Source organism: Belliella aquatica (assembly GCF_014637795.1).
Lineage (GTDB): Bacteria > Bacteroidota > Bacteroidia > Cytophagales > Cyclobacteriaceae > Belliella > Belliella aquatica.
Genome location: NZ_BMFD01000004.1, coordinates 206,369 through 229,820 on the forward strand (window position 1 = coordinate 206,369; position 23,452 = coordinate 229,820).

Genomic DNA, 23,452 nt, shown 5'->3' on the forward strand with positions numbered 1-23,452 from the left:
CAAAAAAATAAATTCTTAGAGCTCTTTGTGTTACTTGGAGTTCTTTGTGTTCCCCAAAAAAAAATAAAGCGTCACAAAGCTCCCAAAGTCCCTCAATACCCACAGAAAAAAATCTTGGAGCTCTTTGTGCCTGCCTCACTTCAGCCTGTCCCGCAGAATTGCGGGGGGAGGATTCTTTGAGTTCTTTGTGTCCCAAAAAAAAATAAATCATGCTCACACCACTTAAAGAATCAAAAATCGCCATCATTGGCCTCGGTTACGTAGGCCTGCCTTTGGCGGTTGCTTTTGCCGAAAAGTACAAAACTATTGGCTATGACATCGATTCGAAAAGAGTTGACGAGCTACAAAAAGGCCATGACAGAACTTTGGAAGTCGAAGATCAGGAACTACAAAAAGTCTTGGTCAAAACACCAGTAGAATTAGAAGAAAAAGGAATCGGTCTGCAAATAACTGACGCAGTACTTCCTATTTCTACCTGCAATATTTATGTAGTCACTGTACCCACACCCACAGACAAGCATAACAAGCCTGTCCTCACTCCAATGCTCAAAGCTTCAGAGGCGATAGCTAGAGTTTTAAAAAAAGGGGATGTAGTGATCTATGAATCCACAGTTTACCCAGGAGTAACAGAAGAAGAATGTGTTCCAGTATTGGAGAAAGTCTCAGGATTAAAGTTCAATGAAGATTTTTTTGCAGGTTATTCTCCAGAAAGAATCAATCCAGGAGACAAGGAACATACAGTAACCAAGATTCTAAAAGTAACTTCGGGCTCTACACCTGAAGTAGCAACGTATGTAGATGACCTTTATAAGTCTGTGATCACTGCAGGTACACACAAAGCATCTTCAATCAAAGTAGCTGAAGCAGCAAAAGTGATAGAAAACTCTCAAAGAGACATCAACATTGCTTTTGTCAATGAGCTTTCTAAAATTTTTAACTTACTGAATATCGACACCCAAGAAGTCTTGGAAGCAGCGGGAACAAAATGGAATTTCCTTCCTTTCAAACCAGGATTAGTAGGAGGGCATTGTATAGGTGTAGATCCTTTCTATTTGGCTCAAAAAGCGCAAGAAGTAGGTTACCATCCTGAGATCATCTTAGCTGGTAGAAGACTCAATGACTCTATGGGCAAGCATGTCGCTACGGAGACAATCAAACACATGATGCGCAAAAATCTAAAGGTGATAGACTCCAAAGTATTGATCCTTGGATTTACTTTCAAAGAGGATTGTCCTGATGTAAGAAATACGCGGGTTGTTGACATTTACCAAGAACTCAAATCATTCGATATGGATGTGGATATCTATGATCCTTGGGCAAGTAAGGAAGAGGTGGAACATGAATACGGGATTACTATTTTAAATAAAAGTGAACAACCCAATCTAGCAGAATATCCTGCTATTATCTTGGCTGTGGCACACAAAGAGTTCAGAAACTGGAACATCCAAAAATCTGATCATCAAGTTATCTTTGATGTAAAATCTGTCCTACCAAAAGAAAGTGTAGATGCTAGGTTATAGGTGTAAATTATAACTTTGATTAAATAAACAAATATCTTAAAGTTTAAATTTAAAAATTAATTCAAGATGAAAAGAATAATGGTTACTGGGGGATCTGGTTTTTTAGGGTCGCATTTATGTGAAAAGCTTTTAAATCAAGGAAATGAAGTTTTATGCGTTGATAATTTATTTACAGGGAGAAAATCAAATATTCATCATCTTTTAGATAATAAGAATTTTGAATTTTTAAGACATGATATTACTCACCCTTTATTTGTAGAAGTTGATGAGATCTACAATTTAGCATGTCCAGCAAGTCCAATTCATTACCAATTTGACCCTGTCCAGACTACAAAGACATCTGTAATAGGAGCTATAAATATGCTTGGTTTAGCAAAAAGATTAAAAATTAAGATCTTACAAGCGAGTACTTCTGAAGTTTATGGAGATCCTGAAGTTCACCCTCAGCCCGAGTCATATAAAGGAAGTGTAAGTACAACAGGTATTCGCGCATGTTATGATGAAGGTAAGAGATGTGCAGAAACTCTCTTTTTTGATTATCATCGTCAACACAACTTAGAAATTAAGGTGATGCGTATTTTTAATACTTATGGTCCCAGAATGCATCCGCAAGATGGTCGAGTAGTATCAAATTTTATAGTACAAGCTTTAAAAGGAGAAAATATTACTATATATGGTAATGGAGAACAAACCCGTAGTTTCTGTTATGTTGATGATAATATTGAAGGAATGATTCGGTTAATGAATTCAAGAAAAGATTTCACTGGACCAGTAAATATTGGTAATCCTGGTGAATTTTCAATGCTTGAGTTAGCTAACTTAATTTTAGAAATAACAGGAAGTAGTAGCAAATTGATTTTTTTACCCCTACCTCAAGACGACCCAATGCAACGTAGGCCAATAATTGATTTAGCAAAGACGGAATTAAATTGGGAGCCTAAGGTGAATCTTAAAAGTGGTTTGATTGATACGGTTGCCTATTTTGAAGAATTATTGAATAAGGACTAAGGATTAATTCTTTTAGCTACATAAATCTTGGACAGGAGAATTAGGGTAAAGGATATAGTGATAATTTATCTATTAATTCGATACTTCATTCATAAATATTTTGTCAAACTAACGTGAAATTAAGCGTAATTAATATGATAATTTTTCAAAGAGATTTAAAATCATCATTGTTTTTAAAAAAATATGTCTTTAAATAAAAACATTGTAAGCGGTGTTTTCTGGACCTCAATTGATAAATTTGGTGTTCAATTTATTCAGTTTGTATTAAGCATAATTATAGCAAGGATATTATCTCCAGAAGATTATGGATTAGTTGGATTGGCTGCTGTTTTCATTGCTTTTTCACAGGTATTTGTTGATAGTGGTTTTGGAAAAGCTTTAGTTCAATATAATAATCCAAACAAAAATGATTTTTCCACTGTTTTTTATTTTAATTTTTTAATTAGTTGTCTTTTATATGGGATAATTTTTCTTTTATCACCTTATATAGCTCTCTTTTACGAGATGCCTTTACTTAAAAATTTAATAAGATTAATTGCTCTAACATTGATTATCCAGTCCTTTAATATTGTACCAAATGCTATTTTTAGTATAAATATAAATTTTAGACCACTTGCAATTTCAAATAGTATAGCTACAATTATTGGTGGAGGAGTTGGTGTTTGGGCAGCATATAGTGGATTTGGAGTTTGGGCATTAGCTTTCATGACTTTAACAAGTAGTCTGATAAGAACAATAAGCCAATGGTATCAATCAAATTGGTTTCCTTCTTTAGTTTTTTCTTTTGACTCACTAAAAAACTTATACAGGTTTGGAGGTAATTTATTAGCATCCTCTTTAATTGATGTTTTGGTTAGAAATTCTAGTGGCTTATTTATTGGAAAGCTGTATAGTTCAAAAGATTTAGGGTTTTTTACTAAAGGTGTTGATTTTGCAAATACAATGTCAAACACAATTATTTCTGTGATTTTTGCTGTTCTTTTTCCTTCATTTTCTAAAATAAAAAATGATAAAGAGAAAACATTAACAATTTTTAAAACAAGTTTGCGATATGTTTCATTGTTTGTATTCCCTTTTTTCATGTTATTTTCAATATTAGCTCAACCATTAATCTTAGCATTATTAACTGAAAAATGGTTAATTACTGCAATCGTGTTTCAATATCTGGTGCTGGCAAGGATGATAAATATGGTGGCATTAATTAATCAACAAGTCCTACATGGTTTAGGATTTAGTTATATTACTCTAAAACAAGAAATATTAAAATCGATAGTACGTTTTGTTTTTATTTTAATATCGATAAATTTTGGTATCGTATGGATTGCAATTGGAGAACTTATAGCAACTGCATTCAATTTCTTTGTTAATGCTTATCCATTGGAAAAAATCCTTAAATTTGGGTTTATACATCAATTAAAAGAAATTAAGATAATATTTATTAGTTCTCTAATAGCAACTCTTATTTGTTACTTTTTAATTAATCTTTTTGAAGATATTTATTTGAAGCTTTTATTTAGTCCTTTTGTTCTTTCGTTAATTTATTTAATGTTTTTAGAGCTTTTTAAACAACAAGATTATTTATTGTTGCGAAATAAAGTAATAAATAGATTTTTTTAATTTTTAAAGAAAAAATTTATTATCAAGTGTTATTTAATCCAAATACTTAATAAGCTCAAATAAATATAAATACACTTTAAGTGATTTTCTTATTTTATTTTCAGAAACTTGTTTTCTTTAATACTTTATATTTATTTATAATTGATTAAGCCTAAAATCATTTATGACGCCACTTAATGTTTCTAACTTATATAATAAATGTCTCAAATTAAAACAGTAAGTATAATAACGCCTTGTTATAATGGTGAAAAGTTTGTTCATAGGTTATTAGATTCTGTATTAGATCAAACCTATTCAAGTATTGAGCACATTTTTATTGATGATGGCTCTATTGATAAGACTGCTGAAGTTATCAATAATTACATTCCTAAATATGAAAAAAGGGGTTTTAAACTTATTTATGTATATCAGGAAAACGCAAAAGCAGCTGCTGCTTTAAACAGTGGATTAAAACTTTTTACAGGTGAGTACTTAACTTGGCCTGATTCGGATGATTATTATCGATCTAGTGATGCTATATCAATTATGGTTAATGCTTTTGAGAATCTTTCAAATGATTATGGAATCGTACGTTGTGATGCTATGCTTACAGAAGAAAACACTCTTCAAGCTATAAATACTTTTTCTGATAAATATTCATATGTTAAAAAAGAAAAATTATTTGAAGATTGTCTTTTTGAAATTGATTTTTGGTTTACTCCTGGATGTTATTTAACATCGGCTTCTGTTTTAGATTCAGTTATTAAAAATAGAGATATATTTGTCAACTTTGACGGACAAAACTGGCAAATGTTTCTGCCGATCTTGTATAGGTATAAATGTTTTTATATAGACAAACCCCTATTTAATTATTTAATTCGATCTGACTCTTATTGTAATCAACCTATTTCGTTTGAATTATCTCTAAAGCGTACATTTATTCATGAAGAAATTATTTTTGAAACTTTAAAAAGAATTAATTTTAAGAAGGATGAATTAGAATTTTACAATTTACAAATTAAGAAAAAGTATTTATATAAGAGATATTCTTTAAGTTGCCTTTATGGTGAAACAGAAGAAATAAACAAATTTTATAAAGAGATTAAATCAAACTTTTTAGATAATAGACCAATTAGATTTCTCAATTTTGTTTTAGGGATTTTAAACAATAAATCTATACTATTAAACAAATTATTTGTTAGATTAATTAATATTTTGAATTAAATACATAATTCGCAACAATAGTTAATTTCCTATAACCAATAAATTATGATTAAATCATTCGTAAAAGAAAAATTAGGTTTTGTATTTTTACCTTTTTATAAAATTTTATTAATCTTTCAAAATTACTTTTTTGATATGATGGCCTATTTAAGATTTTCAAGTGTTTTCGGTACTATGAATGAATTCAATAGAATTGAAAGTCACATAATTATTTATTATCATTCTTTAGAAAAGGGGATGCTTCACGATGAACGCCGAGTGAGATTCGGAAAAGCAAAAATTGAGGCAATTTTGAAATTTTTAAAAATGGAATTGGTCTTATTGCAAAGAGAAAGATCGCAACTTAAGCAGGCTGCTTTAGTTCTTACCGAATATTACTCCTTCCATTCAGACCTTAATGTTAGTATAAATGATTATTTTAACGAAGATGATTTTAATTTTTTAAAACATAATTATCTTAATAATTTTAATTCTAGTGCTGTTATAAAATCTCAATTAAATGATTTTTACGCTAATGTTAATTCTAATTTTCAAGAGTTTTCACAATCAAGGAAAAGCATAAGAGATTTTTCAGATGTCATGGTGAGTAGAGAAAAAATCCTTGATGCAGTCAAATTGGCTTCAACTAGTCCCTCTGTTTGTAATAGACAAACCTGTAAAATCTATTTGATTGAAGATAAAAATTTAGTTCGTTCTGTACTTAAGGTTCAGGGTGGTCTAACTGGATACATGGATACAATAAACCAAATTTTGATTCTTACCTCGGATAGAAAATATTTTTACTCTATTGGCGAAAGAAACCAATATTATGTTGATGGTGGGATTTTTTTAATGAATTTACTCTATTGTTTACACTATTTCAAGATTGCTTGTTGTCCAGCTAATTGGGCAAAAACATATAATGATGAGAAACTTATTTTAGATAAATTAAAAATTTCTAAAAGTGAAAAGGTTATTTGCTTAGTTGCCATTGGAAATCCAAATAGTGAAGTGGTTTATACAATGTCTAAGAGAAGAGATATAAATGAATATTTTAAAATAATAGATTAATGAAAAAGATTGGTATACTAACTCTTCCTTTAAAGTCAAATTATGGAGGTATTATGCAAGCCTTCGCGTTACATAAAGTAGTTGGTTCTTTAGGGTTTGAACCATTATTAATTAATATTCAGTTTAAAACCAATAAATTTGTCGAAATACCAAAGTTAATAGTTAAATTTTTTTTTAACTTTTTATTTCAAAAAGAGAAACTAATTATTTACCCAAGTATTACTCAAACGGAGCATTTATATTCTAATAATATTCGTTTTATTGATGATTATTTTAATAAAACTAATGAAGTGAGAACATTAAGTGATTATAATTTGATTGATAATTATAAAATAGAAGGGTTTGTGGTTGGTAGTGACCAAGTTTGGAGAAAAGAATATTCTAAATCCATAGATTTTTTTAATTATTTTTTTAACTTTTTATCTAAAAATGATAAAGTCTTGAAAATTGCTTATGCAGCTTCCTTTGGTTTGGACTACTGGCAGTTCAATAAAAAAGAAACAGATATAATAAAAAAATTACTACTAAAGTTTAATGGTATATCACTTCGTGAAAATCAAGGTGCACAATTGTTACTTGAGAATACTGGTATTGATTCAATAGATGTGTTAGACCCAACATTATTGTTAAATGCTGAATTTTACACAAGCTTTTTCAAAATACCAAAAAAAAAGAATCCTCATTTGTTTACTTACATTTTAGACGATAAGTACTATAGTGAAAAAAAAATAAATGAAATTTGTGAAATTTTTAATTTAGAAAAGTCATCCTTGAACATGACCTTACGTAAATCTAAATTAGGAATTATTAAAAACAGTAACCTTCCTTTTCCCTCGGTGATTGAATGGATTGGACATTTTAGGAATAGTGAATTCATACTAACTGATTCTTTTCATGGAATGGTTTTTTCAATTATTTTTAACAAGAAGTTTTTGGTATTTGCTAATAAATCTCGTGGTATTTCAAGATTTGAATCATTATTGAATAAATTAAATTTAGAAAGCAGATTAATTCATGATTTTTCTCAAATTAACAAAAACCTATTAGATCAAGAGATTGATTACAAATTAGTTAATAAATTACTTGATAAAGAGAGAGAAAGATCGATTGAATTTTTGCAATTTAATTTAAGCAAGTAATATGTTTTCAATAGTAATCCCGCTTTATAATAAGGAAGAATCAATTACAAGAACTCTAAATTCAGTATATAATCAATTATATAAAGATTTTGAAGTAATTATAGTTAATGATGGTTCAAAAGATAAAAGTAGGGTAATTGTTGAAGAATTCATTTTTGGTAAAAGTAATTTTTTCCTTTTTAATACACCCAATAATGGAGTTTCAAGTGCGCGAAATAAAGGTTTAAGCCTTGCAAAAAATAATTATATATGTTTTTTAGATGCAGACGACACTTGGGCAGAAGATTATTTATTAAAAATAAATGATTTGATTTTTTCCTACCCAAAGATGAAAATTTATGCATCTGGTTATTCAAAAATTATTTCTAAGAAAATTGTTAGACCTAATTTAGGGATATCTTCAGAATTTAAAAGTGGTCTGATTTGTAATTATTTTAAATTATTTCATAGTACTTCTGAAACCTTATTAACATCTTCATCAATTGTTATTGAAAGAGGTATTTGTGATAGTAATTTGTTTAACGAAAAACTTAAAATAGGTGAAGATTTAGATGTATGGTTCAAATTAATATTAAAACACAAATGCTTTGGATTCATAAATGAAAATTTAGTTTTTTATAATTTTGATGCAGAAAATAGATCTATAAATCTTAAATTAAATCCTGAAAATGATTTTGTTTTTGATTTAGAAAAGTTTTCTAAATATGAGTTAATCAATCAAGATTTCAAAAAACTCTTAGATCTCTTAAGATTACAAAAGCTGAAAGTCTATCATTTGGCAGGTATTGACGATATGAAGGTAAAAAATATATTATCGTTAATAGAATATAATTGGAACTTAAAGTGGAAGGCTTTTTATTATTCACCAGTTATTTTTACACGTTTTTTTTACTCTTTATATTTCAAAATTAAACATAAAGGAGAATTGAAAATTTAATCTGTTTTAACTAAGGCTCTATGCATAACTTTTTCTTTTGAAGATATTAAGTCGAAAGTTATTAAGTGTTATTACTTATTTTATCATATGAAAAAAAAGAGTTTAGTTTTATTGTCTAAAAATACTGGTAAAGAGTTCACAGGTGCAACTTATTCGACTTTTGAGTATTTGAAAAGAATATTTAGTGAGTATGAGAAAATTATAATCATCACAAAAAATTTAGGTGATTCAATGGATCAATTATCTCAGCAAAGCGGAAATATTGAGATTATAAAGTTTAAAAATGTATTTCATGCTGCATATCTAATTTTTTTAATTCGAAAAGAAAACATCTTTGGTTTAAGTGATGATCATTTTGGTTTTTTATTTAAATTTTTTAAAATTAAATATTTGCATATTTATCATGGTAATTGGCCTGATGCTATTTTTTTAAGTTGGATATTTTTCTTCAAAGGTTTAATATTTATTCCACTATATCTTTTAACATTAAAATTCGCTAGCTATGTTGTTAATGTTTCTTTTTATATGGATAGGTTTACAAGGCTCATAAATTCAAGTAGTTCTGTTGTAAGAAATGGTATTAATCATAAAAAGGTTAGGATAAATATGAAAAATAAGAATAGAGTTTGTGATATATTAATGATAGGTAATATTGATGGAAGAAAATATAATGATGCGCTCAAATTATTTAAATTAATTAATTTGAAAGGTATAGATGACATCAATTTCCATATTTATGGAAATATTATTGATAGGGAGTTATACAAAAAATTAAACTCTTATAATTTTGTTAATTTTCATGGGTACCAGCCGTATATAGAATTCAGTAATTTTGATGTTTATATGAGTTTATCAAAAATGGAAAATCTTTCAATATCATTAGTCGAAGCGCTACACAATAATCTTTTTGTGATAGGTTACAACGTTGGTGGTTCAAATGAAATTGTTGATAATTTTGTAAATGGATATTTAGCTCCAGTGGGGAATTACAAAGATTTATATTCTGTGTTAATAAAATTTTTAAATTCATATGAAACTATCAATACTTCAAAACATAAATTGTTAGAATTTGATTGGGAGCTATCATCTCAAAAATTGTTTTTAATTTTAAAAAATTTCACAGTTGAAAAGCAGTAAACTTGTATTGTTTTTTTCTATCATAAATCCTTTCTTATTAATTTTTTTAAGAGAAAATTTAGTATTACTAATATTAGTTCAATTTTTTTTTATTTTTTATTTTAAAAGAAAGGACTCAAATTTCCCTTGGTTTATATATTTATATTCTTTCTTATTTTTTGGTGTAAGTTTTATTAGTTTTAAGATATATGATATATGTTTAATTTCACTTTTGGTTTATAGTGTTTATACATTGAAAAGTAGTTTTTTTCATATAAAAAAAAATCATGGCTTTACATTATTATCTTCAGTTTTATTTTTCCTAGTATATTTGTTATACTCGTTTAAATCGAGTGATATTGTTTTGTTTAAGGAATCAGCACTGGAAAGTTTCCGCATATTCTTTTCAGTTGTTTTGCTTTATGTTTTTCTTTTATACCCCCCAAAATTAAATAATGACTTTTTGTATGACTTAAAGACACTTAGTTATTCTAATCTGTTGAGCGGATTTTTAATTTTTACTCTTATGAAATTTCAACTGATTGATATTAAATATCAATCAGTTTTTTTTGATATTACTTTATTTTCTATTCAAAAGGAATTGAGAATGGCTTCTTTTTATTCTGATCCTAATAAATTTTATTTGTTTTTTACTGTAATTTTATTTTTAGTTGATAAAATTAATGATAGAAATAAAAAGGTATTCGAATTAAGGTTTATTTGCCTTTTAGGATTATTACTCTCTTTTTCGAGAGTTGCTATGTTGATATGTTTTTTGTATATAATTTTTAAGTTTTTCGAAAAAAGAATTGGTAAATATTCAGAAAAAGCATTAAAAATATTTGTGTCAACTTCCTTAGTACTATTTATTTCTACATTTCATTTAATGAAAGATTTTTATAATGATTTCGTAGGGTATTTTACTGTTTTAATTGGTCGTGAAGATAGCCTACGTTATTCAGCAACCTTAACTGAAGAAAGTAGAGTTTTGGCTTGGGGTTATTCATTGATTAAGATTAATTCGGCAAATTGGATGGGTGAGAAGCCTTTTTATTGGAATAGTTTTTTCTATATGCCTCCTCACAATACTTTTTTATCTATCATTCTAGATGTTGGGATTATTGGATTGTTATTTTATTTTTTAGTTTTTAAAGCACTATTGATTGATTGGAATAAGTTCTCTATTTTAATTCTAATTGTTGTACCACTATTTATTTTAGATCTTCAGTCTTTTAGGATTTTTTATTTAATTTTAGCATTTCATATTCATCAAAACGATTCAAGTCACTTAGGAAAATTAAAAAGCAATTAGGATGTGATAAGTATATCAAAGAAAAAAATATTAACTTATCAATTTCTAATAATTTGTTCACTTCAAACAAGAAACAAGAAATTATTATTTAAATATTTATTTTTTCGTTTAGAGTATGAAATTAAAAATAGCTTTTTTATTTCACTTGAAAAAATCGATGATAAGTTTACAATTACGTAAAAAGTGTTTAGTTTATGAAAATAGGGATTATTGGTCCAGTCCAATCAGATAAGTATTTTGGTGGCGTTGCAACTTTTGTAGAAGCTATTGCGGATTCTTATGGAGCTTTAGGAAATGAAGTTAAGATTATTACTGATTATTCAAATAAAAAATCAACAAGTAGTGGTATTAATATAAATGCCGTAAGCGCTGTTCCAATTAGAAGATCAATTATTCTTCCTTTTTTGCTTTATAAAAAAATAAAAAAAGAAAATTTTGATTTAATTATTACTTCTTTAGAGTTCGGGATAGTTTCAGTTTTTATCAAAAATTCTAACACTAAAAAAGTTCATTTTTTACATGCCTTTCCTGCAGTCTCCATGGCAGGTGTTTTGAAAAGATTTCTTTTAAATCATGTTATGAAATTAATTGGCGATTTTTCTGATTTAGTCGTTTCAAATAGTTCTATAACATCTTTAGTAAATAAGGAGGTATTCGGAATTCGCTCCGATGTTATTATTCCAATTGGGTTGAATAAAAACTTCTTAAATAATGACCTGTCTAATTCAAAAGATAAGATTAAAGGAAGAATTGTTTATGCTGGCCGTTTAGCTAATGAAAAAAATGTATTGAAAATTATAGAAGCTTTTAAGTTTGATCAAATTAAGGACTTAAATGGGATTGATTTTCATATTATTGGAAACGGTCCTATAAGTGAAAAAGTCAAAGAAGAGATTGAAAAATATGATCTAAAAATTAATTTAAGGGGTAGCTTGAGTAATGAAGAAGTATTTAATGAATTAAAAATTGCAGAGGTTTTTATTTCGATGAATCCTCACGAACCATTTGGAATTGCCTATTTAGAGGCGTTGTTTGCTAACTGTAAAATAGTTGCACCATTTTCAGGCGGCCAAATAGATTATTTTTATAAATTTTCAAATCATTTCTATCTCTGCAATCCTTACAATGTTATTGATATCTCTGATAAAATTTTAAAGTCATTAACTGATGATATTCCAGAATTTAATACTGAAATTTTAAATATGAATTACGATAAAGTTGTAGAAGATTTAAATTTGGAATTAAAGAAGAGAAATATTTTTCAATAGATTTTCTTGTATTTATGATAAACTATACAAAGGAAATTAATCAAAATGTTCTAATTACAGGAGGATGTGGGTTTTTAGGAAGTCACATAAAAGAAAATATTTTAAAGAATAATTTCAGAATTTTTACACTTGGAAGAAATGGAAAAGGTGAAATTAACTGTGATATTTCAACAGAGATTCCATCACTTCCTAAATTGGATTTTGTAATTCATACAGCTGGCAAGGCACATACTGTCCCAAAAACTCAAAAAGAAGAAAAAGATTTTTTTAGTGTTAATTTACAAGGAACAATAAATCTTTGCAAAGGTTTAGAAAGGATTCATTGCATGCCTAAGGAATTTATATTTATAAGTACTGTAGCTGTATATGGATTAGATGAAGGAGTCGATATTGATGAAAACTATCCTCTTCTTGGAACATCACCTTATGCCAAGAGTAAAATTGAAGCAGAATCTTTTTTAGTTGATTGGACGAAAAAACGCAATATTACATTGACCATCTTAAGGCTACCATTGATAGCTGGACCCAATCCACCTGGGAATCTTGGATCAATGATTGATGGAATAAAAACAGGTAGATATGCTAGTATTGGTAAAGCAGATGCAAGGAAAAGTATGGTTTGGGTTGAAGATATTCCACAATTTATAATGAAAATAAAAGATAAAGGCGGAATATTTAATCTCACTGATAATTATCATCCTACATTTGGAGAATTAGAATTACTAATTTCAAAAAATCTAAGCAAATCAAAACCACTTAGAATTCCATTAGTATTAGCTAAAATAGTAGCACTATTTGGAGACCTATTTGGAGATAAATTTCCTCTAAATAGTGAGAAATTAAAAAAAATTACATCTACATTAACTTTCAGTACTCAAAAAGCAATGCTTTCCACTGAATGGAATCCAACTCAAGTTTTGAAAAAACTCTAATTTTAATATGAATATAGATCAATTTGTTTTAAACTATCTTAAAAGAACTGAAAGTCTTTTCGCAAAAGACCTAGAATTAAATAATGAAAAGCTTAAAAGTAATATTCGAAGTAAGAGCCTTATAATTATAGGAGGAGCAGGGACTATTGGGTCCTCTTTTATCAAAGCAGCGTTGAAATTTAAGCCAGCGAAATTAGTGGTCGTTGATATAAATGAAAATGGGCTTACAGAACTTGTTCGTGATTTAAGAAGTGTAGAAGGTCAATATATTCCTGATGATTTTGTTACTTATCCACTATCATTTGATAGTCCTGCTTTTAGAAAATTATTTATAGCACATGGTCCTTTTGACATTGTGGCTAATTTTGCAGCACATAAGCACGTTAGGAGTGAGAAAGATATTTATTCTATTGAAGCGCTAATTGAAAACAATTTGGTCAAGGCCAAAGGATTACTTGATTTATTAGTAGAATATCCTCCGAAACACTTTTTCTGCGTCTCCACAGACAAGGCTGCAAATCCGGTGAATATTATGGGAGCAAGTAAAAAGATGATGGAGGAATTGATTTTATCTTACGGTGACAAATTGAAAGTTTCCACAGCTCGTTTTGCCAATGTAGCTTTCTCAAATGGATCTTTATTGGAAGGTTTTTTAAAGAGAATAGAGAAAGAGCAACCACTTTCTTGCCCTAGTGACGTCAAAAGATTCTTCGTCTCACCACAAGAGTCAGGAGAGATTTGTTTGATGGCATGTGTTTTAGGGGAAAATAGAGAAATCTTTTTCCCTAAATTAGATATGGAAAGGGATCTAATCAAGTTTGCTGATATTTTCCCTGTGCTTTTGAAAAAGCTAGGATTTGAAGGTATAGTTTTTAATTCAGATGCTGAAGCAAGAAAAAACATAAATTTAATCAAAGAAGGGAAATATCCCGTATATGTTTTTGAAACGAATACTTCTGGCGAGAAGCTTTATGAAGAGTTTTATACGGATGAGGAGGATTTTAACCTTGATAAATTCAAAGCCTTAGGAGTGATATCAAAATCTGCTACATATAAAACAAAAGAGTTTGATGCTATATTTAAGGAATTATATAATTTATTAGATGATCCCAAGCTTGAAAAAAGTCAGATCGTGGCTTGGTTAAAAAAATATATTCCTGAATTCGAGCATATTGAAACAGGTTTAGGGTTAGATAAAAAAATGTAGTATAATATGAAAAGAATATTTGACATCGTTTCATCAGGAATATTTATAATCATCATTTCTCCTCTATTAATACCTTTAATGATTTTATTAAGGTTTACCGGAGAAGGAAAAATATTCTATGTACAGCAAAGGATTGGTAAAGGAGGGAAACAATTTGGACTTTTAAAGTTTGCTACCATGCTTGAAAATAGTCAAAGTCTACCAGGAGGTGATGTGACTATGGGGAATGACCCAAGAGTATTACCGGTAGGGAAATTTCTAAGAAAGACTAAAATAAATGAATTGCCTCAACTTCTTAATATTTTTAAAGGGGATATCAGTGTGGTAGGACCAAGACCTCTTACTCCGAAAACATTTGCTTTCTATCCAAAACATATCCAAGAAGAAATCAAGCACCTTAAACCTGGCTTAACGGGAATAGGGTCAATTGTATTTAGAGATGAAGAAAGTATTCTAGCAAGTTCTCCGAAACCACATCTTCAATGTTATGAGGAAGATATTGCTCCTTACAAAGGTTCGCTAGAAGTTTGGTACAAAAATAATCAAAGTTTTTTCCTTGATCTTCAGTTAACTTTCTTAACGATATGGGTGATTTTATCACCAGAATCCAAGGTCTATGAATCATTATATCAAGATTTGCCAAAAAAAACTGATCTATTATGAATCGAATAAGTTTTGAAAGTAGATCTTTTATTGATGATAGAGGTAAGATATTGGCTTTAAATGACTTATCACTAGAAGGAATTAAGAGAATGTATCAAATAGAGCATCCAGATAGTGGTATGGTAAGTGATTGGCAAGGACATAAGTTAGAGAATAAATGGTTTTATCTTATCAAAGGTTGTTTTTCAATAGAATATGCTAGAATTGATAATTTTAATAATCCAGTACCTTATACTTTAGCAAATTTTAAAGTGATTAAATCCAAGGATAAAGTAGTTGTCCATATACCTAAAGGATATCCAAATGGTTTGAAATCCTTAGAACCAGGTTCGATAATAATTATTTTTTCTGATTTGATTTTGGAGGAAGCTAAAAGTGATAACTTTAAGTTTGATGCCAATCAATGGTTAAACTAATGTTCTAAATATGAGCAAAAGTCTGCTTTTTTTAATTTTGGTTTTAAGTTCATTAAATGTTCAAACTTTAGTGGCTCAAAATATAATCTCTAATAACAGGCCATTACAAGAGTACCTGCGTAGAGATCAGCTTGCTAATGGTTTTGACTCTGTTAATGCTTCCTTCAACTTTCGTCCGTTTGAAAACGATCCATTAAATGGATTCAGCTATTCCTTAGTAAATAATAATCAAGATAAGGGATTTAAACAAATACAAGTTTCAGTTTTACCTGTATTTCAAACGATTCAATATAACACTAACAGACCCTATGGATGGGGAGATGGAGCTATGATCCCTTCTGCGGGTTTGCAATCCTACACATCCACTGGGTTTTTTGCTAAGTTTTCCATTTTAAAAATTCAAATTCAACCAGAAACAGTCTTTGCTCAAAATATATCTTATAATGGTTTCGGAAATAATAGGACTGAAAGTGAAATTATAGACCGTTTTAGAATTTTAAATTTTGATGATGCACCTGAGCGTTTTGGTGAAGGAGTTTATCAATCTTTCAATTGGGGTCAATCAAAAATTAGTATTGAAGTAGGTGCTTTTGAAGCAGGTATTAGTACCCAAAATATTTGGTGGGGTCCGGGGCAGTTTAACTCCTTGATTTTTTCTAACAATGCGCAAGGGTTTCCACATCTGACTTTCAATACTACCAAACCTGCAAAGACTTTTCTAGGGAATTTTGAAGGGCAAATCATAGTAGGTCGACTTGAAAATTCTGGTATTGCACCTACACAATTTGATGATTTAAATAATAGGTTTTTTAGAAGGTTCACTGGAGATTGGAGATATTTAAATGGGATAACCATCTCCTACAATCCGAAATGGGTTCCAGGATTATTTGTTGGTTTATCAAGAACCTATCAACAGTATAGTAAAAACATGGGGAATTCTTTTGGCGATTATTTCCCAATTTTTGACCCTTTTCAAAAAGTTGAATTTGGATTTGATAGAGATGGTGAAGCTAGAGATCAACAAGCGAGTGTTTTCGCTAGATATGTAGCTCAAAAAGCGAAAGCTGAGGTCTATTTTGAATTTGGGAGAAGAGATCATGCTTTTAACTGGAGGGAAGCAATAATTAACCCCGAACATGCTCGAGCCTATTTATTTGGATTTAAAAAACTTTTTGACCTTCCAAAGGAAAATCAAATGATTCAAGTTCGTGGAGAAATAACCCATCAGCAAGAATCTGTGAATAGATTTATAAGATACGCAGGATTAGCTGGAGGAACTTCATGGCATACTCACTATCAAGTGAGAGGCTTTACTCATTATGGTCAGCCTCTAGGTGTTGGGATAGGAACAGGCTCAAATGTCCAAACTCTAGAAATCTCATTAGTTGAAAAATTCAATAAAATGGGGATATTATTTGAAAGGCTTGAAAACCATCAGGATTTTTACTATCGTGCTTTTGGTCAGCAAAAAGAACATCAGCCATGGGTAGACTTGAGTGTAGGTTTCCTCTTTGATAAGCAGTGGAACAACCTCCTTCTCAGCTCCAAACTTCAGCTGATCAATGGAATCAATTACCAATGGCAACTCGCCCCTGACAGCACCCCTGAATACCCCAAAGGAGAAAATCTATTTTCAGTCCACTCCCAAGTGAGTCTGATTTATCTTTTTGATAAGAAAAAGTAGAATCAAAATTTTAAAAGATCCATAATAATAAGTTTATAGAATTATGAAAATCACAGTTATAGGTACCGGTTACGTCGGTTTAGTTTCAGGAGCTTGCTTTGCAGAAGTAGGGATCCATGTAGTATGTGTTGACGTTGATCAGAAAAAGATCGAGGGACTTAAAAAGGGGATCATGCCCATCTACGAACCCGGACTTGAAGAAATCGTCAAAAGAAATTATGCCTCAGGCAGGTTAGAGTTTACCACGGACTTGGGTGCAGCCATTCAAGGTTCTGAAGTGGCTTTTATCGCTGTTGGTACCCCTCCAGGTGAAGATGGCTCTGCGGACTTGAAATATGTCCTGGCAGTTGCCGATGAAATCGGAAACACCATGTCTGATTATATCGTCGTCGCTACCAAGAGTACTGTTCCTGTTACCACAGGAGAAAAAGTACGTGCAGCCATCAAAGCAGCTTTGGAGAAAAGAAACTCAGACTTGCCTTTCGCAGTAGCCTCTAATCCTGAATTCCTAAAAGAAGGCGCAGCGGTGGAAGACTTTATGAAGCCTGACAGAATCGTTATCGGCGTGGATGACGAAAGGGCAGAGGAGATGATGAAAAGACTCTATAAACCCTTTCAGCTGAATGGCGACCGAATCATTTTTATGGACATCCCATCTGCAGAGATGACCAAATATACAGCGAATGCGATGTTGGCCACTAAAATTTCTTTTATGAATGACATTGCCAACCTTTGTGAATTGGTTGGTGCCAATGCCAATATGGTCAGAAAGGGGATTGGTTCAGATCCTCGTATCGGTACCAAATTCATCTATCCGGGTGTGGGCTATGGAGGTTCTTGTTTCCCTAAAGACGTCAAAGCCATCATTAAAACAGGCAAGCAATATGGCTATGACTTGAAAGTCCTGCAAGCAGTAGAGGACGTAAATGATGCCCAAAAACATGTACTCGTAAAGAAAATCAAAGCGCATTTTGGTGAAGACCTCTCAGGGATGACTTTCGCCATCTGGGGATTGAGTTTCAAGCCGAATACAGATGATCTACGCGAAGCCCCAGCCATTGTCATCATCGATGAATTGATCGCTGCAGGTGCCAAAGTCAAAGGTTATGACCCCATCGCCATGAAAGAAGCCCAGCACATCTACATCGGTGATAAAATCACCTATGCCAAAGACGCCTATGATGCCTGCGTAGATGCAGATGCCTTGCTTTTAGTGACCGAATGGTCCGAATTCCGCATCCCTTCCTGGGAAGCCCTCGGCAAACTCCTCACCAACAAAGTCATTTTCGACGGCCGAAACATCTACGACAAAAAATACCTAGAAGACTTGGGTTTCGTGCATTACGGAATAGGGGTTTGATGGATGTTAAACGTTCAGTGTTAATCGTTAAAACGTAAGTAAACAATCAATTACACAATACTCCACGCTTAACGGCTTTAATGCGCAACGCTAGCTAGTATTAACAATATTAACGTTAAGTGTTAATGGTTAAACCGTAGTTAAAATATCATTTATGGAATCCTCTACGCTTAACGTCTTTAACGCACAGCAATAGCTAGCATTAACGATAATAAGGTTAAACGTTAAGTGTTAATCGTTAAAACAAAGAGAAACCATCAATTACACAATACTCCACGCTTTACGTCCTTAACGCTCGGCGACAGCCAGCATTAACGCTTAACATACCAATCCTACCACTATGGTAATCAATTCCTTTGAAGATCTGGAAATTTGGAAGTTGGCAAGAGAGTTGGCAAAGTATGTCAGATTAAATGCAACAAATCAGACATTTAACAATGACTTTAGGTTTGTATCTCAAATAAACAGTGCGGCAGGTTCAATAATGGATAATATTGCTGAAGGTTTTGAAAGAGATGGGAATAGAGAGTTTATTCAGTTTCTTTATATTGCCAAGGGTTCCTGCGGAGAAGTAAGGTCTCAATCTTATAGAGCATATGATGCTGGTTTTATAGAAAATGAAACTTTTGATACAGTTTTAAAAATGACTGAAAAATTAAAATATAAAATTAACGGATTAATAACAAAGCTAAAGAATAGCGGAGGAAAAGGATATAAGTAAAATTCGTTCAGCGTTAATCGTTAAAACGTAAGAAAAACCATCATTTACGCAATATCTCACGCTTAACGGCTTTAACGCTCGGCGACAGCCAGCCTTAACGCTTAACATACTCACCATTTAGCGTGTTTTCAGAGGCGGAGGATGGGTTTAGGTGTGGTTTTGAATATGAAAACCAAAGAATAACTGAAAATGTCACTGAAAATGTCACTGAAAATGTCACTGAAAATGTCACTGAAAATAGAAATGGATTGATTCTAGTTGAGCTTAAAAAGAATAGAACGATGACAATTGATCAACTTGCAGCAATGTTGAATGCTAATAGACGCACAATAATTCGTGATATAGAAAAGCTGAAAGAAAAAGGTAAAATCAAGCGTATTGGTTCTACGAAAGGAGGCTATTGGCAGGTGGAAGATTTTTAATACTCGATATTCAAAATTCATCATCTTTTTCATCTTTTCTTTTAGTACGAAGTACAAGTTACCAAGATAAGCTCTGATTGGTTCAAGTCTTCTAACTTGGACCTGAGTGTAATATACAATTAGACGCTTCCTTTCCCTTTATAAATTTACTCATCCTTCTATCGTCCCATCAGACACTTATATTTCTAATACAGCTACCGCTGGGACTCTGGGTCACACGTGAACATCCCTTAACCCTGCATTGCGGCGCATAACGGCTGTAGTGACTATAAATTTTCAATCAGCGCCTTATACAGGGCTATTCAAAGTTCAGCCTTTTCAGAGCCTGCCCCGCAGAATTGCGGGGGCTACTATCCCTGACTAGATTCTCCTCTAAGTCTAGATCGCATCCACGCTCCCATATTTTTTCCAATTCAACAATTTAAATTCGACATTCAGCGTTCGACATTTTTTTTCCCTTTCTCCCTTCTCCTTCATCCTTTCTTTTACCCCTAGATTTTCAAAGGAAAGCCCTAATCTTGTTTAAAGAAAAACCTTTTAATTTCACTCAAACCGTCTGATGCGGGTGGGACGACGGAGATCCGGGCCGGCGCTGGCCTTGAGCGTGGATAGGATATCTCCGTCTTGACTTTTTTGTTACTTTTTGTGTTAAGACAAAAAGTAAGAGAAAACAATATATTCATCTCAAAAACAAATTCTCTCACTAATCAAAATCAACCCTTCTTCCTTTCTAAATTTACTCATCCCCCTATCGTCCCGAAAGACACGTATATTTCTAAAAACATCCACATCCGGGACTCCCGGTCACGTGTGCACATTCCTTTACCATGCACGGCGGCGCATATCGAATGTTGTGACTACAAATCATATATTAGCGCCTAGTACATGCCTCCCTCCCTTTGGGAGGGCTATAAGGTATACAGCCCCCCTGAGCCTGCCCCGCAGAATTGCGGGGGGCTACTTTCCCCGACTAGTTTTATTTCAAAGACATTCTTTATTTTTTGACTCTTAATCAATCCCTCCTGCTTCCTGCTTTCTTTCCCCCTTCTCCCTAGTACCAGCGTAGTAGCAGTCTAGTATCAACGTTAGGGTAACGTAGGGGATACGTAGACCCCGTGACTAGACCCCGTAATTTCAATTCTTTAAAAAATAATATTAAACCCTTCATTTAATACAATTTCAACCCGATTTTTATATTTACACTTCACCTTCTCTCGTGATTCCTGGTTTCTTTAAGGACGGCCCTTGGTGTTTTAAGGTAATTGTGAAAACCGTTAAGAAAATGGGTTAGCTCGCGAAGCTTGCAGCGAGATCCACCCATTTTTAGGTTGGAACAATTGACTTAAAATTAAATTGGGTCAATAACTGAAATTATCAAAACATCCGTTATCCCAATTTAAAAGCATCAGCTCAGGCCTAGTCCCGAAAGCTTTCGGGATTGTTACTTTTTCATCAATAGCCTGTCCCGCAGAATTGCGGGAGAAAAAGTAAGAGAAAATAATATATGCATCTCAAAACAGATTCTCTCACTACTAAAAATCAATCTCATCTCCCGTCTAATTTTACAAGAACCCTATCGTCCCAAAAGACACTAACATTTCTAAAAATATCCACATCCGGGACTCTGGGTCACGTGTGCACCCTTCTTTACCATGCACGGCGGCGCATATCGAATATTGTGACTACAAATCATATATTAGCGCCTAGTACATGCCTGCCTCCCTTTAGGGAGGGCTAATAATGATTTAGCCCCCCTGAGCCTGCCCCGAAGTATTTCGGGGGGCTATTTTCCCTGACAAGTACATTTTTTACCTCATTTTCCAAATTTTAACTGTCATACTTCAAACTCTTCATGTCAATCATTAGCGCTTCAGCGCCAGAAATTAATAATCCCCATAAATCAAATTTCAATTCATCAGTTCCTTACCCTGTCTTCCAAATTCTTTAAGTCTCCCGATAACTATCGGGATCGTTCAATTCGCTTAATTTTTACCTGCAGTAGGCAGGCGTGGTCATCCTTTATCCAATTCAACATTTTAAATTCGACATTCAGCGTTCGATATTTTTTTTCTCTTTTCTCCTTTCTTGCCCGCCGTGGCGGGAACCTTTTCCCTTTTTTCTCCCTTCAAATCTCCTCTGTGCCACTCGGTGTAACAAAAGATTATAGATCTCTTCCTCCAAATGGGGTAGAGGCTACTTGTTTGTAGAGCATGAATCCTGAAAGGATTTAATACCGAAGGTTATTAACCGCGGGTGGCAACCCGGGGTTAGAAAGAAAATAGGATATTCTCCACCAACCCTGAAAGGGTTGAATTTAACGCTGACTTGCACAAGATTGTCATAAAATTCGTGCCCCCCCTTTTTCCTTTCCTCTTTTTCCTTTCGGCTTGTTTCCTTCCTCAGCACTCATCCGCCATACAGGAACTCTCCAATGATTTTTTCTACCAATTAACTATTCACCAAATTAACCTTTTAACTTTTTTACCATTTCGAATAATTTGAAGCGCCCTAGCGCATAATTCAAAAAGTTGTTAAAAAGATATCAAGCAATTTAAAACCAAAATCAGCTTCTAAATTCCACAAATCATAATCCTGATAATTCGATTAATTTTTACCTGCAGTTGGCAGGAGTGGTCAGTCTTTCTCCTTGTTCATTATAAGCAGCAAAGGACAGTTGTGCGCCACGGCGTAGTTGACTGTCGACTGCCGATTCCGCATGATTACAATTGAAATTTTCAAATTCTGATGTAATTGCGGATATTGATATATGTTCTCAGATACAATACAGTTCAAAAATAGCTTTGATACGCAAAAAAGTATATTTAAAGAATATCCATTCCTCAAATCTCCTTTTGAAATAAAAAACCTTCCTGATTTACAGAAAGGTCAATTAACTTATTTTTCAAGCATCTTTTTCAAAAGCTCAACTTTCTCCTTTTCAGATTCCAGTAAGCGTTCGTATAACTTTTTGTTTTCCTCCAAGGCTTCAACCCATTTCTCTACAGGATTAACATTAAAAGTAGTATGATAATTTACTCCGCTAAACTGCCCATTAAAGGAAGAGTTAAAGAAGTTAATTGCAGTTTCTTCGTTGAAGCTTTTAATCGCCTCTGCAGGAACCTTCAAAACCTCAGCCACCTGACGAAGCAAATCCTCTTCAATTTCTTCTTTTTGCTCAAGCAGGCTTACCTTTTTTTGAGTCCAGTCTTCACCAAGCTCAAAAGCCAAAACCTCTTGCTTGATACCCATCATCTCTCTAAAGCGCTTGATGTTTCTGCCGTGATGAATGCTTTCCTTCATAGTATAATTTTATATAAAGCTAATTTAATGATTTCTGACGAATGTCTTTCTCAAATTTATTTTTAAATACTTATTTAAACAAAGAAAAATAAACACTTACCACTTTCCAACCATACTTAATCTAGGTCCTTGACCACCTAAAACAAGCTTAACCTGAATAATTTGAGGCCATCACAGCTATAATGAAAGGGTGAAGTGAGACTGAATAATTTATCCCTAATATCAACTAGAATATGCTGATTTAGAATATTTTATCCCAGTCCTTTAGCCCAATTTGGCTTTCGCAATAAACAGAGAAAGTCATGGAAATTCAACTCAAAAATACTGACCAAGATAGAAAAGCACATCTCAATGCATTTCTGCAACTTTTGGTGGAAAGATTTCAACCTACCAGAATTATTTCCTTTGGAAAGCTATCCCTTCAAAATAAGCTAAAGGGTTGTTTTGCCAGCAAGAAGATAGTAGAACAACACTTTTGCCTCTTGATCTGTACGGAAAGCTGTACCAGAGTTGATTACGAAATTCAGGAATTCGTCAACAATCATTACCAAAACGGACAGATAACCATCATTGCTCA

General features: G+C 32.1%; 20 protein-coding genes. 19 read left to right on the top strand and 1 reads right to left on the bottom strand.

The genetic code is table 11. The annotated features are described in order from the left end of the window. Nucleotides 1-209: 209 nt before the first annotated feature. From IEV57_RS07590 to IEV57_RS07675, 18 genes are all read left to right on the top strand, one after another. On the top strand, nt 210-1,520 hold the full coding sequence (locus tag IEV57_RS07590) for a nucleotide sugar dehydrogenase (RefSeq protein ID WP_188441289.1): 1,311 nt from the start codon (nt 210-212) through the stop codon (nt 1,518-1,520). Nucleotides 1,521-1,586: 66 nt separating this feature from the next. After that, nucleotides 1,587-2,528 carry a UDP-glucuronic acid decarboxylase family protein gene (locus IEV57_RS07595; RefSeq protein ID WP_188441291.1) on the top strand — a complete coding sequence of 314 codons (942 nt, stop codon included), beginning with the start codon at nt 1,587-1,589 and terminating at the stop codon, nt 2,526-2,528. Between the two features lie 183 nt (nt 2,529-2,711). Continuing rightward, the gene (locus tag IEV57_RS07600) at nt 2,712-4,145 is read left to right on the top strand and encodes a lipopolysaccharide biosynthesis protein (protein ID WP_188441293.1); all 1,434 of its coding nucleotides are present in this window, start codon (nt 2,712-2,714) and stop codon (nt 4,143-4,145) included. 198 nt (nt 4,146-4,343) lie between these two features. Continuing rightward, nucleotides 4,344-5,348 carry a glycosyltransferase family 2 protein gene (locus IEV57_RS07605; protein ID WP_188441295.1) on the top strand — a complete coding sequence of 335 codons (1,005 nt, stop codon included), beginning with the start codon at nt 4,344-4,346 and terminating at the stop codon, nt 5,346-5,348. Between the two features lie 45 nt (nt 5,349-5,393). Beyond that, entirely contained in the window at nt 5,394-6,398 is a 1,005-nt protein-coding gene (locus IEV57_RS07610) for a nitroreductase family protein (protein ID WP_188441298.1), read from the top strand. Next, a complete protein-coding gene (locus IEV57_RS07615) occupies nt 6,398-7,537 on the top strand; it encodes a polysaccharide pyruvyl transferase family protein (RefSeq protein WP_188441300.1) in 1,140 nt (379 codons plus the stop codon). The genes IEV57_RS07610 and IEV57_RS07615 overlap by 1 nt, the downstream gene beginning before the upstream one ends. 1 nt (nt 7,538) lies before the next feature. After that, nucleotides 7,539-8,474, top strand: coding sequence for a glycosyltransferase family 2 protein (locus IEV57_RS07620; RefSeq protein WP_188441302.1), 936 nt, complete (start codon nt 7,539-7,541; stop codon nt 8,472-8,474). 87 nt (nt 8,475-8,561) lie between these two features. After that, a complete protein-coding gene (locus IEV57_RS07625; RefSeq protein WP_188441305.1) occupies nt 8,562-9,611 on the top strand; it encodes a glycosyltransferase in 1,050 nt (349 codons plus the stop codon). Nucleotides 9,612-10,116: 505 nt separating this feature from the next. Further along, nucleotides 10,117-10,902, top strand: coding sequence for an O-antigen ligase family protein (locus tag IEV57_RS07630; RefSeq protein WP_188441306.1), 786 nt, complete (start codon nt 10,117-10,119; stop codon nt 10,900-10,902). Nucleotides 10,903-11,096: 194 nt separating this feature from the next. Further along, on the top strand, nt 11,097-12,170 hold the full coding sequence (locus IEV57_RS07635; RefSeq protein ID WP_188441308.1) for a glycosyltransferase: 1,074 nt from the start codon (nt 11,097-11,099) through the stop codon (nt 12,168-12,170). A gap of 14 nt (nt 12,171-12,184) precedes the next feature. Continuing rightward, the gene (locus tag IEV57_RS07640; RefSeq protein WP_188441310.1) at nt 12,185-13,102 is read left to right on the top strand and encodes an NAD-dependent epimerase/dehydratase family protein; all 918 of its coding nucleotides are present in this window, start codon (nt 12,185-12,187) and stop codon (nt 13,100-13,102) included. A gap of 7 nt (nt 13,103-13,109) precedes the next feature. Continuing rightward, nucleotides 13,110-14,309, top strand: a complete 1,200-nt coding sequence (locus IEV57_RS07645; protein ID WP_188441312.1) for a polysaccharide biosynthesis protein — start codon at nt 13,110-13,112, stop codon at nt 14,307-14,309. 6 nt (nt 14,310-14,315) lie between these two features. Continuing rightward, entirely contained in the window at nt 14,316-14,972 is a 657-nt protein-coding gene (locus IEV57_RS07650; protein ID WP_188441314.1) for a sugar transferase, read from the top strand. After that, nucleotides 14,969-15,388, top strand: coding sequence for a hypothetical protein (locus IEV57_RS07655; protein WP_188441316.1), 420 nt, complete (start codon nt 14,969-14,971; stop codon nt 15,386-15,388). Before IEV57_RS07650 ends, IEV57_RS07655 begins: the two co-directional genes overlap by 4 nt. A gap of 70 nt (nt 15,389-15,458) precedes the next feature. Further along, nucleotides 15,459-17,072, top strand: coding sequence for a capsule assembly Wzi family protein (locus tag IEV57_RS07660; protein ID WP_229744264.1), 1,614 nt, complete (start codon nt 15,459-15,461; stop codon nt 17,070-17,072). Nucleotides 17,073-17,115: 43 nt separating this feature from the next. Then, nucleotides 17,116-18,432: a UDP-glucose dehydrogenase family protein gene (locus IEV57_RS07665; protein ID WP_188441320.1), complete on the top strand. Its 1,317-nt coding sequence runs from the start codon at nt 17,116-17,118 to the stop codon at nt 18,430-18,432. 340 nt (nt 18,433-18,772) lie between these two features. After that, the gene (locus IEV57_RS07670; RefSeq protein ID WP_188441322.1) at nt 18,773-19,153 is read left to right on the top strand and encodes a four helix bundle protein; all 381 of its coding nucleotides are present in this window, start codon (nt 18,773-18,775) and stop codon (nt 19,151-19,153) included. 122 nt (nt 19,154-19,275) lie between these two features. Continuing rightward, nucleotides 19,276-19,575: a helix-turn-helix domain-containing protein gene (locus IEV57_RS07675; RefSeq protein ID WP_188441324.1), complete on the top strand. Its 300-nt coding sequence runs from the start codon at nt 19,276-19,278 to the stop codon at nt 19,573-19,575. A gap of 2,895 nt (nt 19,576-22,470) precedes the next feature. On the opposite strand, the gene IEV57_RS07680 is transcribed toward IEV57_RS07675, so the two are convergent. Beyond that, nucleotides 22,471-22,875, bottom strand: coding sequence for a helix-turn-helix domain-containing protein (locus IEV57_RS07680; protein WP_188441326.1), 405 nt, complete (start codon nt 22,873-22,875; stop codon nt 22,471-22,473). Between the two features lie 302 nt (nt 22,876-23,177). Here IEV57_RS07680 and IEV57_RS07685 point away from each other — a divergent pair. After that, the coding region (locus IEV57_RS07685) for a hypothetical protein (protein ID WP_188441328.1) at nt 23,178-23,452 on the top strand (275 nt) is incomplete at its 3' end.

Coding starts and splice junctions, on each gene's coding strand:
- IEV57_RS07600 (WP_188441293.1), top strand. CDS start 2,712: ATGTCTTTAAATAAAAACATTGTAAGCGGTGTTTTCTGGACCTCAATT.
- IEV57_RS07665 (WP_188441320.1), top strand. CDS start 17,116: ATGAAAATCACAGTTATAGGTACCGGTTACGTCGGTTTAGTTTCAGGA.
- IEV57_RS07645 (WP_188441312.1), top strand. CDS start 13,110: ATGAATATAGATCAATTTGTTTTAAACTATCTTAAAAGAACTGAAAGT.
- IEV57_RS07610 (WP_188441298.1), top strand. CDS start 5,394: ATGATTAAATCATTCGTAAAAGAAAAATTAGGTTTTGTATTTTTACCT.
- IEV57_RS07595 (WP_188441291.1), top strand. CDS start 1,587: ATGAAAAGAATAATGGTTACTGGGGGATCTGGTTTTTTAGGGTCGCAT.
- IEV57_RS07650 (WP_188441314.1), top strand. CDS start 14,316: ATGAAAAGAATATTTGACATCGTTTCATCAGGAATATTTATAATCATC.
- IEV57_RS07635 (WP_188441308.1), top strand. CDS start 11,097: ATGAAAATAGGGATTATTGGTCCAGTCCAATCAGATAAGTATTTTGGT.
- IEV57_RS07670 (WP_188441322.1), top strand. CDS start 18,773: ATGGTAATCAATTCCTTTGAAGATCTGGAAATTTGGAAGTTGGCAAGA.
- IEV57_RS07590 (WP_188441289.1), top strand. CDS start 210: ATGCTCACACCACTTAAAGAATCAAAAATCGCCATCATTGGCCTCGGT.
- IEV57_RS07630 (WP_188441306.1), top strand. CDS start 10,117: ATGAAATTTCAACTGATTGATATTAAATATCAATCAGTTTTTTTTGAT.
- IEV57_RS07640 (WP_188441310.1), top strand. CDS start 12,185: ATGATAAACTATACAAAGGAAATTAATCAAAATGTTCTAATTACAGGA.
- IEV57_RS07620 (WP_188441302.1), top strand. CDS start 7,539: ATGTTTTCAATAGTAATCCCGCTTTATAATAAGGAAGAATCAATTACA.
- IEV57_RS07655 (WP_188441316.1), top strand. CDS start 14,969: ATGAATCGAATAAGTTTTGAAAGTAGATCTTTTATTGATGATAGAGGT.
- IEV57_RS07605 (WP_188441295.1), top strand. CDS start 4,344: ATGTCTCAAATTAAAACAGTAAGTATAATAACGCCTTGTTATAATGGT.
- IEV57_RS07615 (WP_188441300.1), top strand. CDS start 6,398: ATGAAAAAGATTGGTATACTAACTCTTCCTTTAAAGTCAAATTATGGA.
- IEV57_RS07625 (WP_188441305.1), top strand. CDS start 8,562: ATGAAAAAAAAGAGTTTAGTTTTATTGTCTAAAAATACTGGTAAAGAG.
- IEV57_RS07680 (WP_188441326.1), bottom strand. CDS start 22,875: ATGAAGGAAAGCATTCATCACGGCAGAAACATCAAGCGCTTTAGAGAG.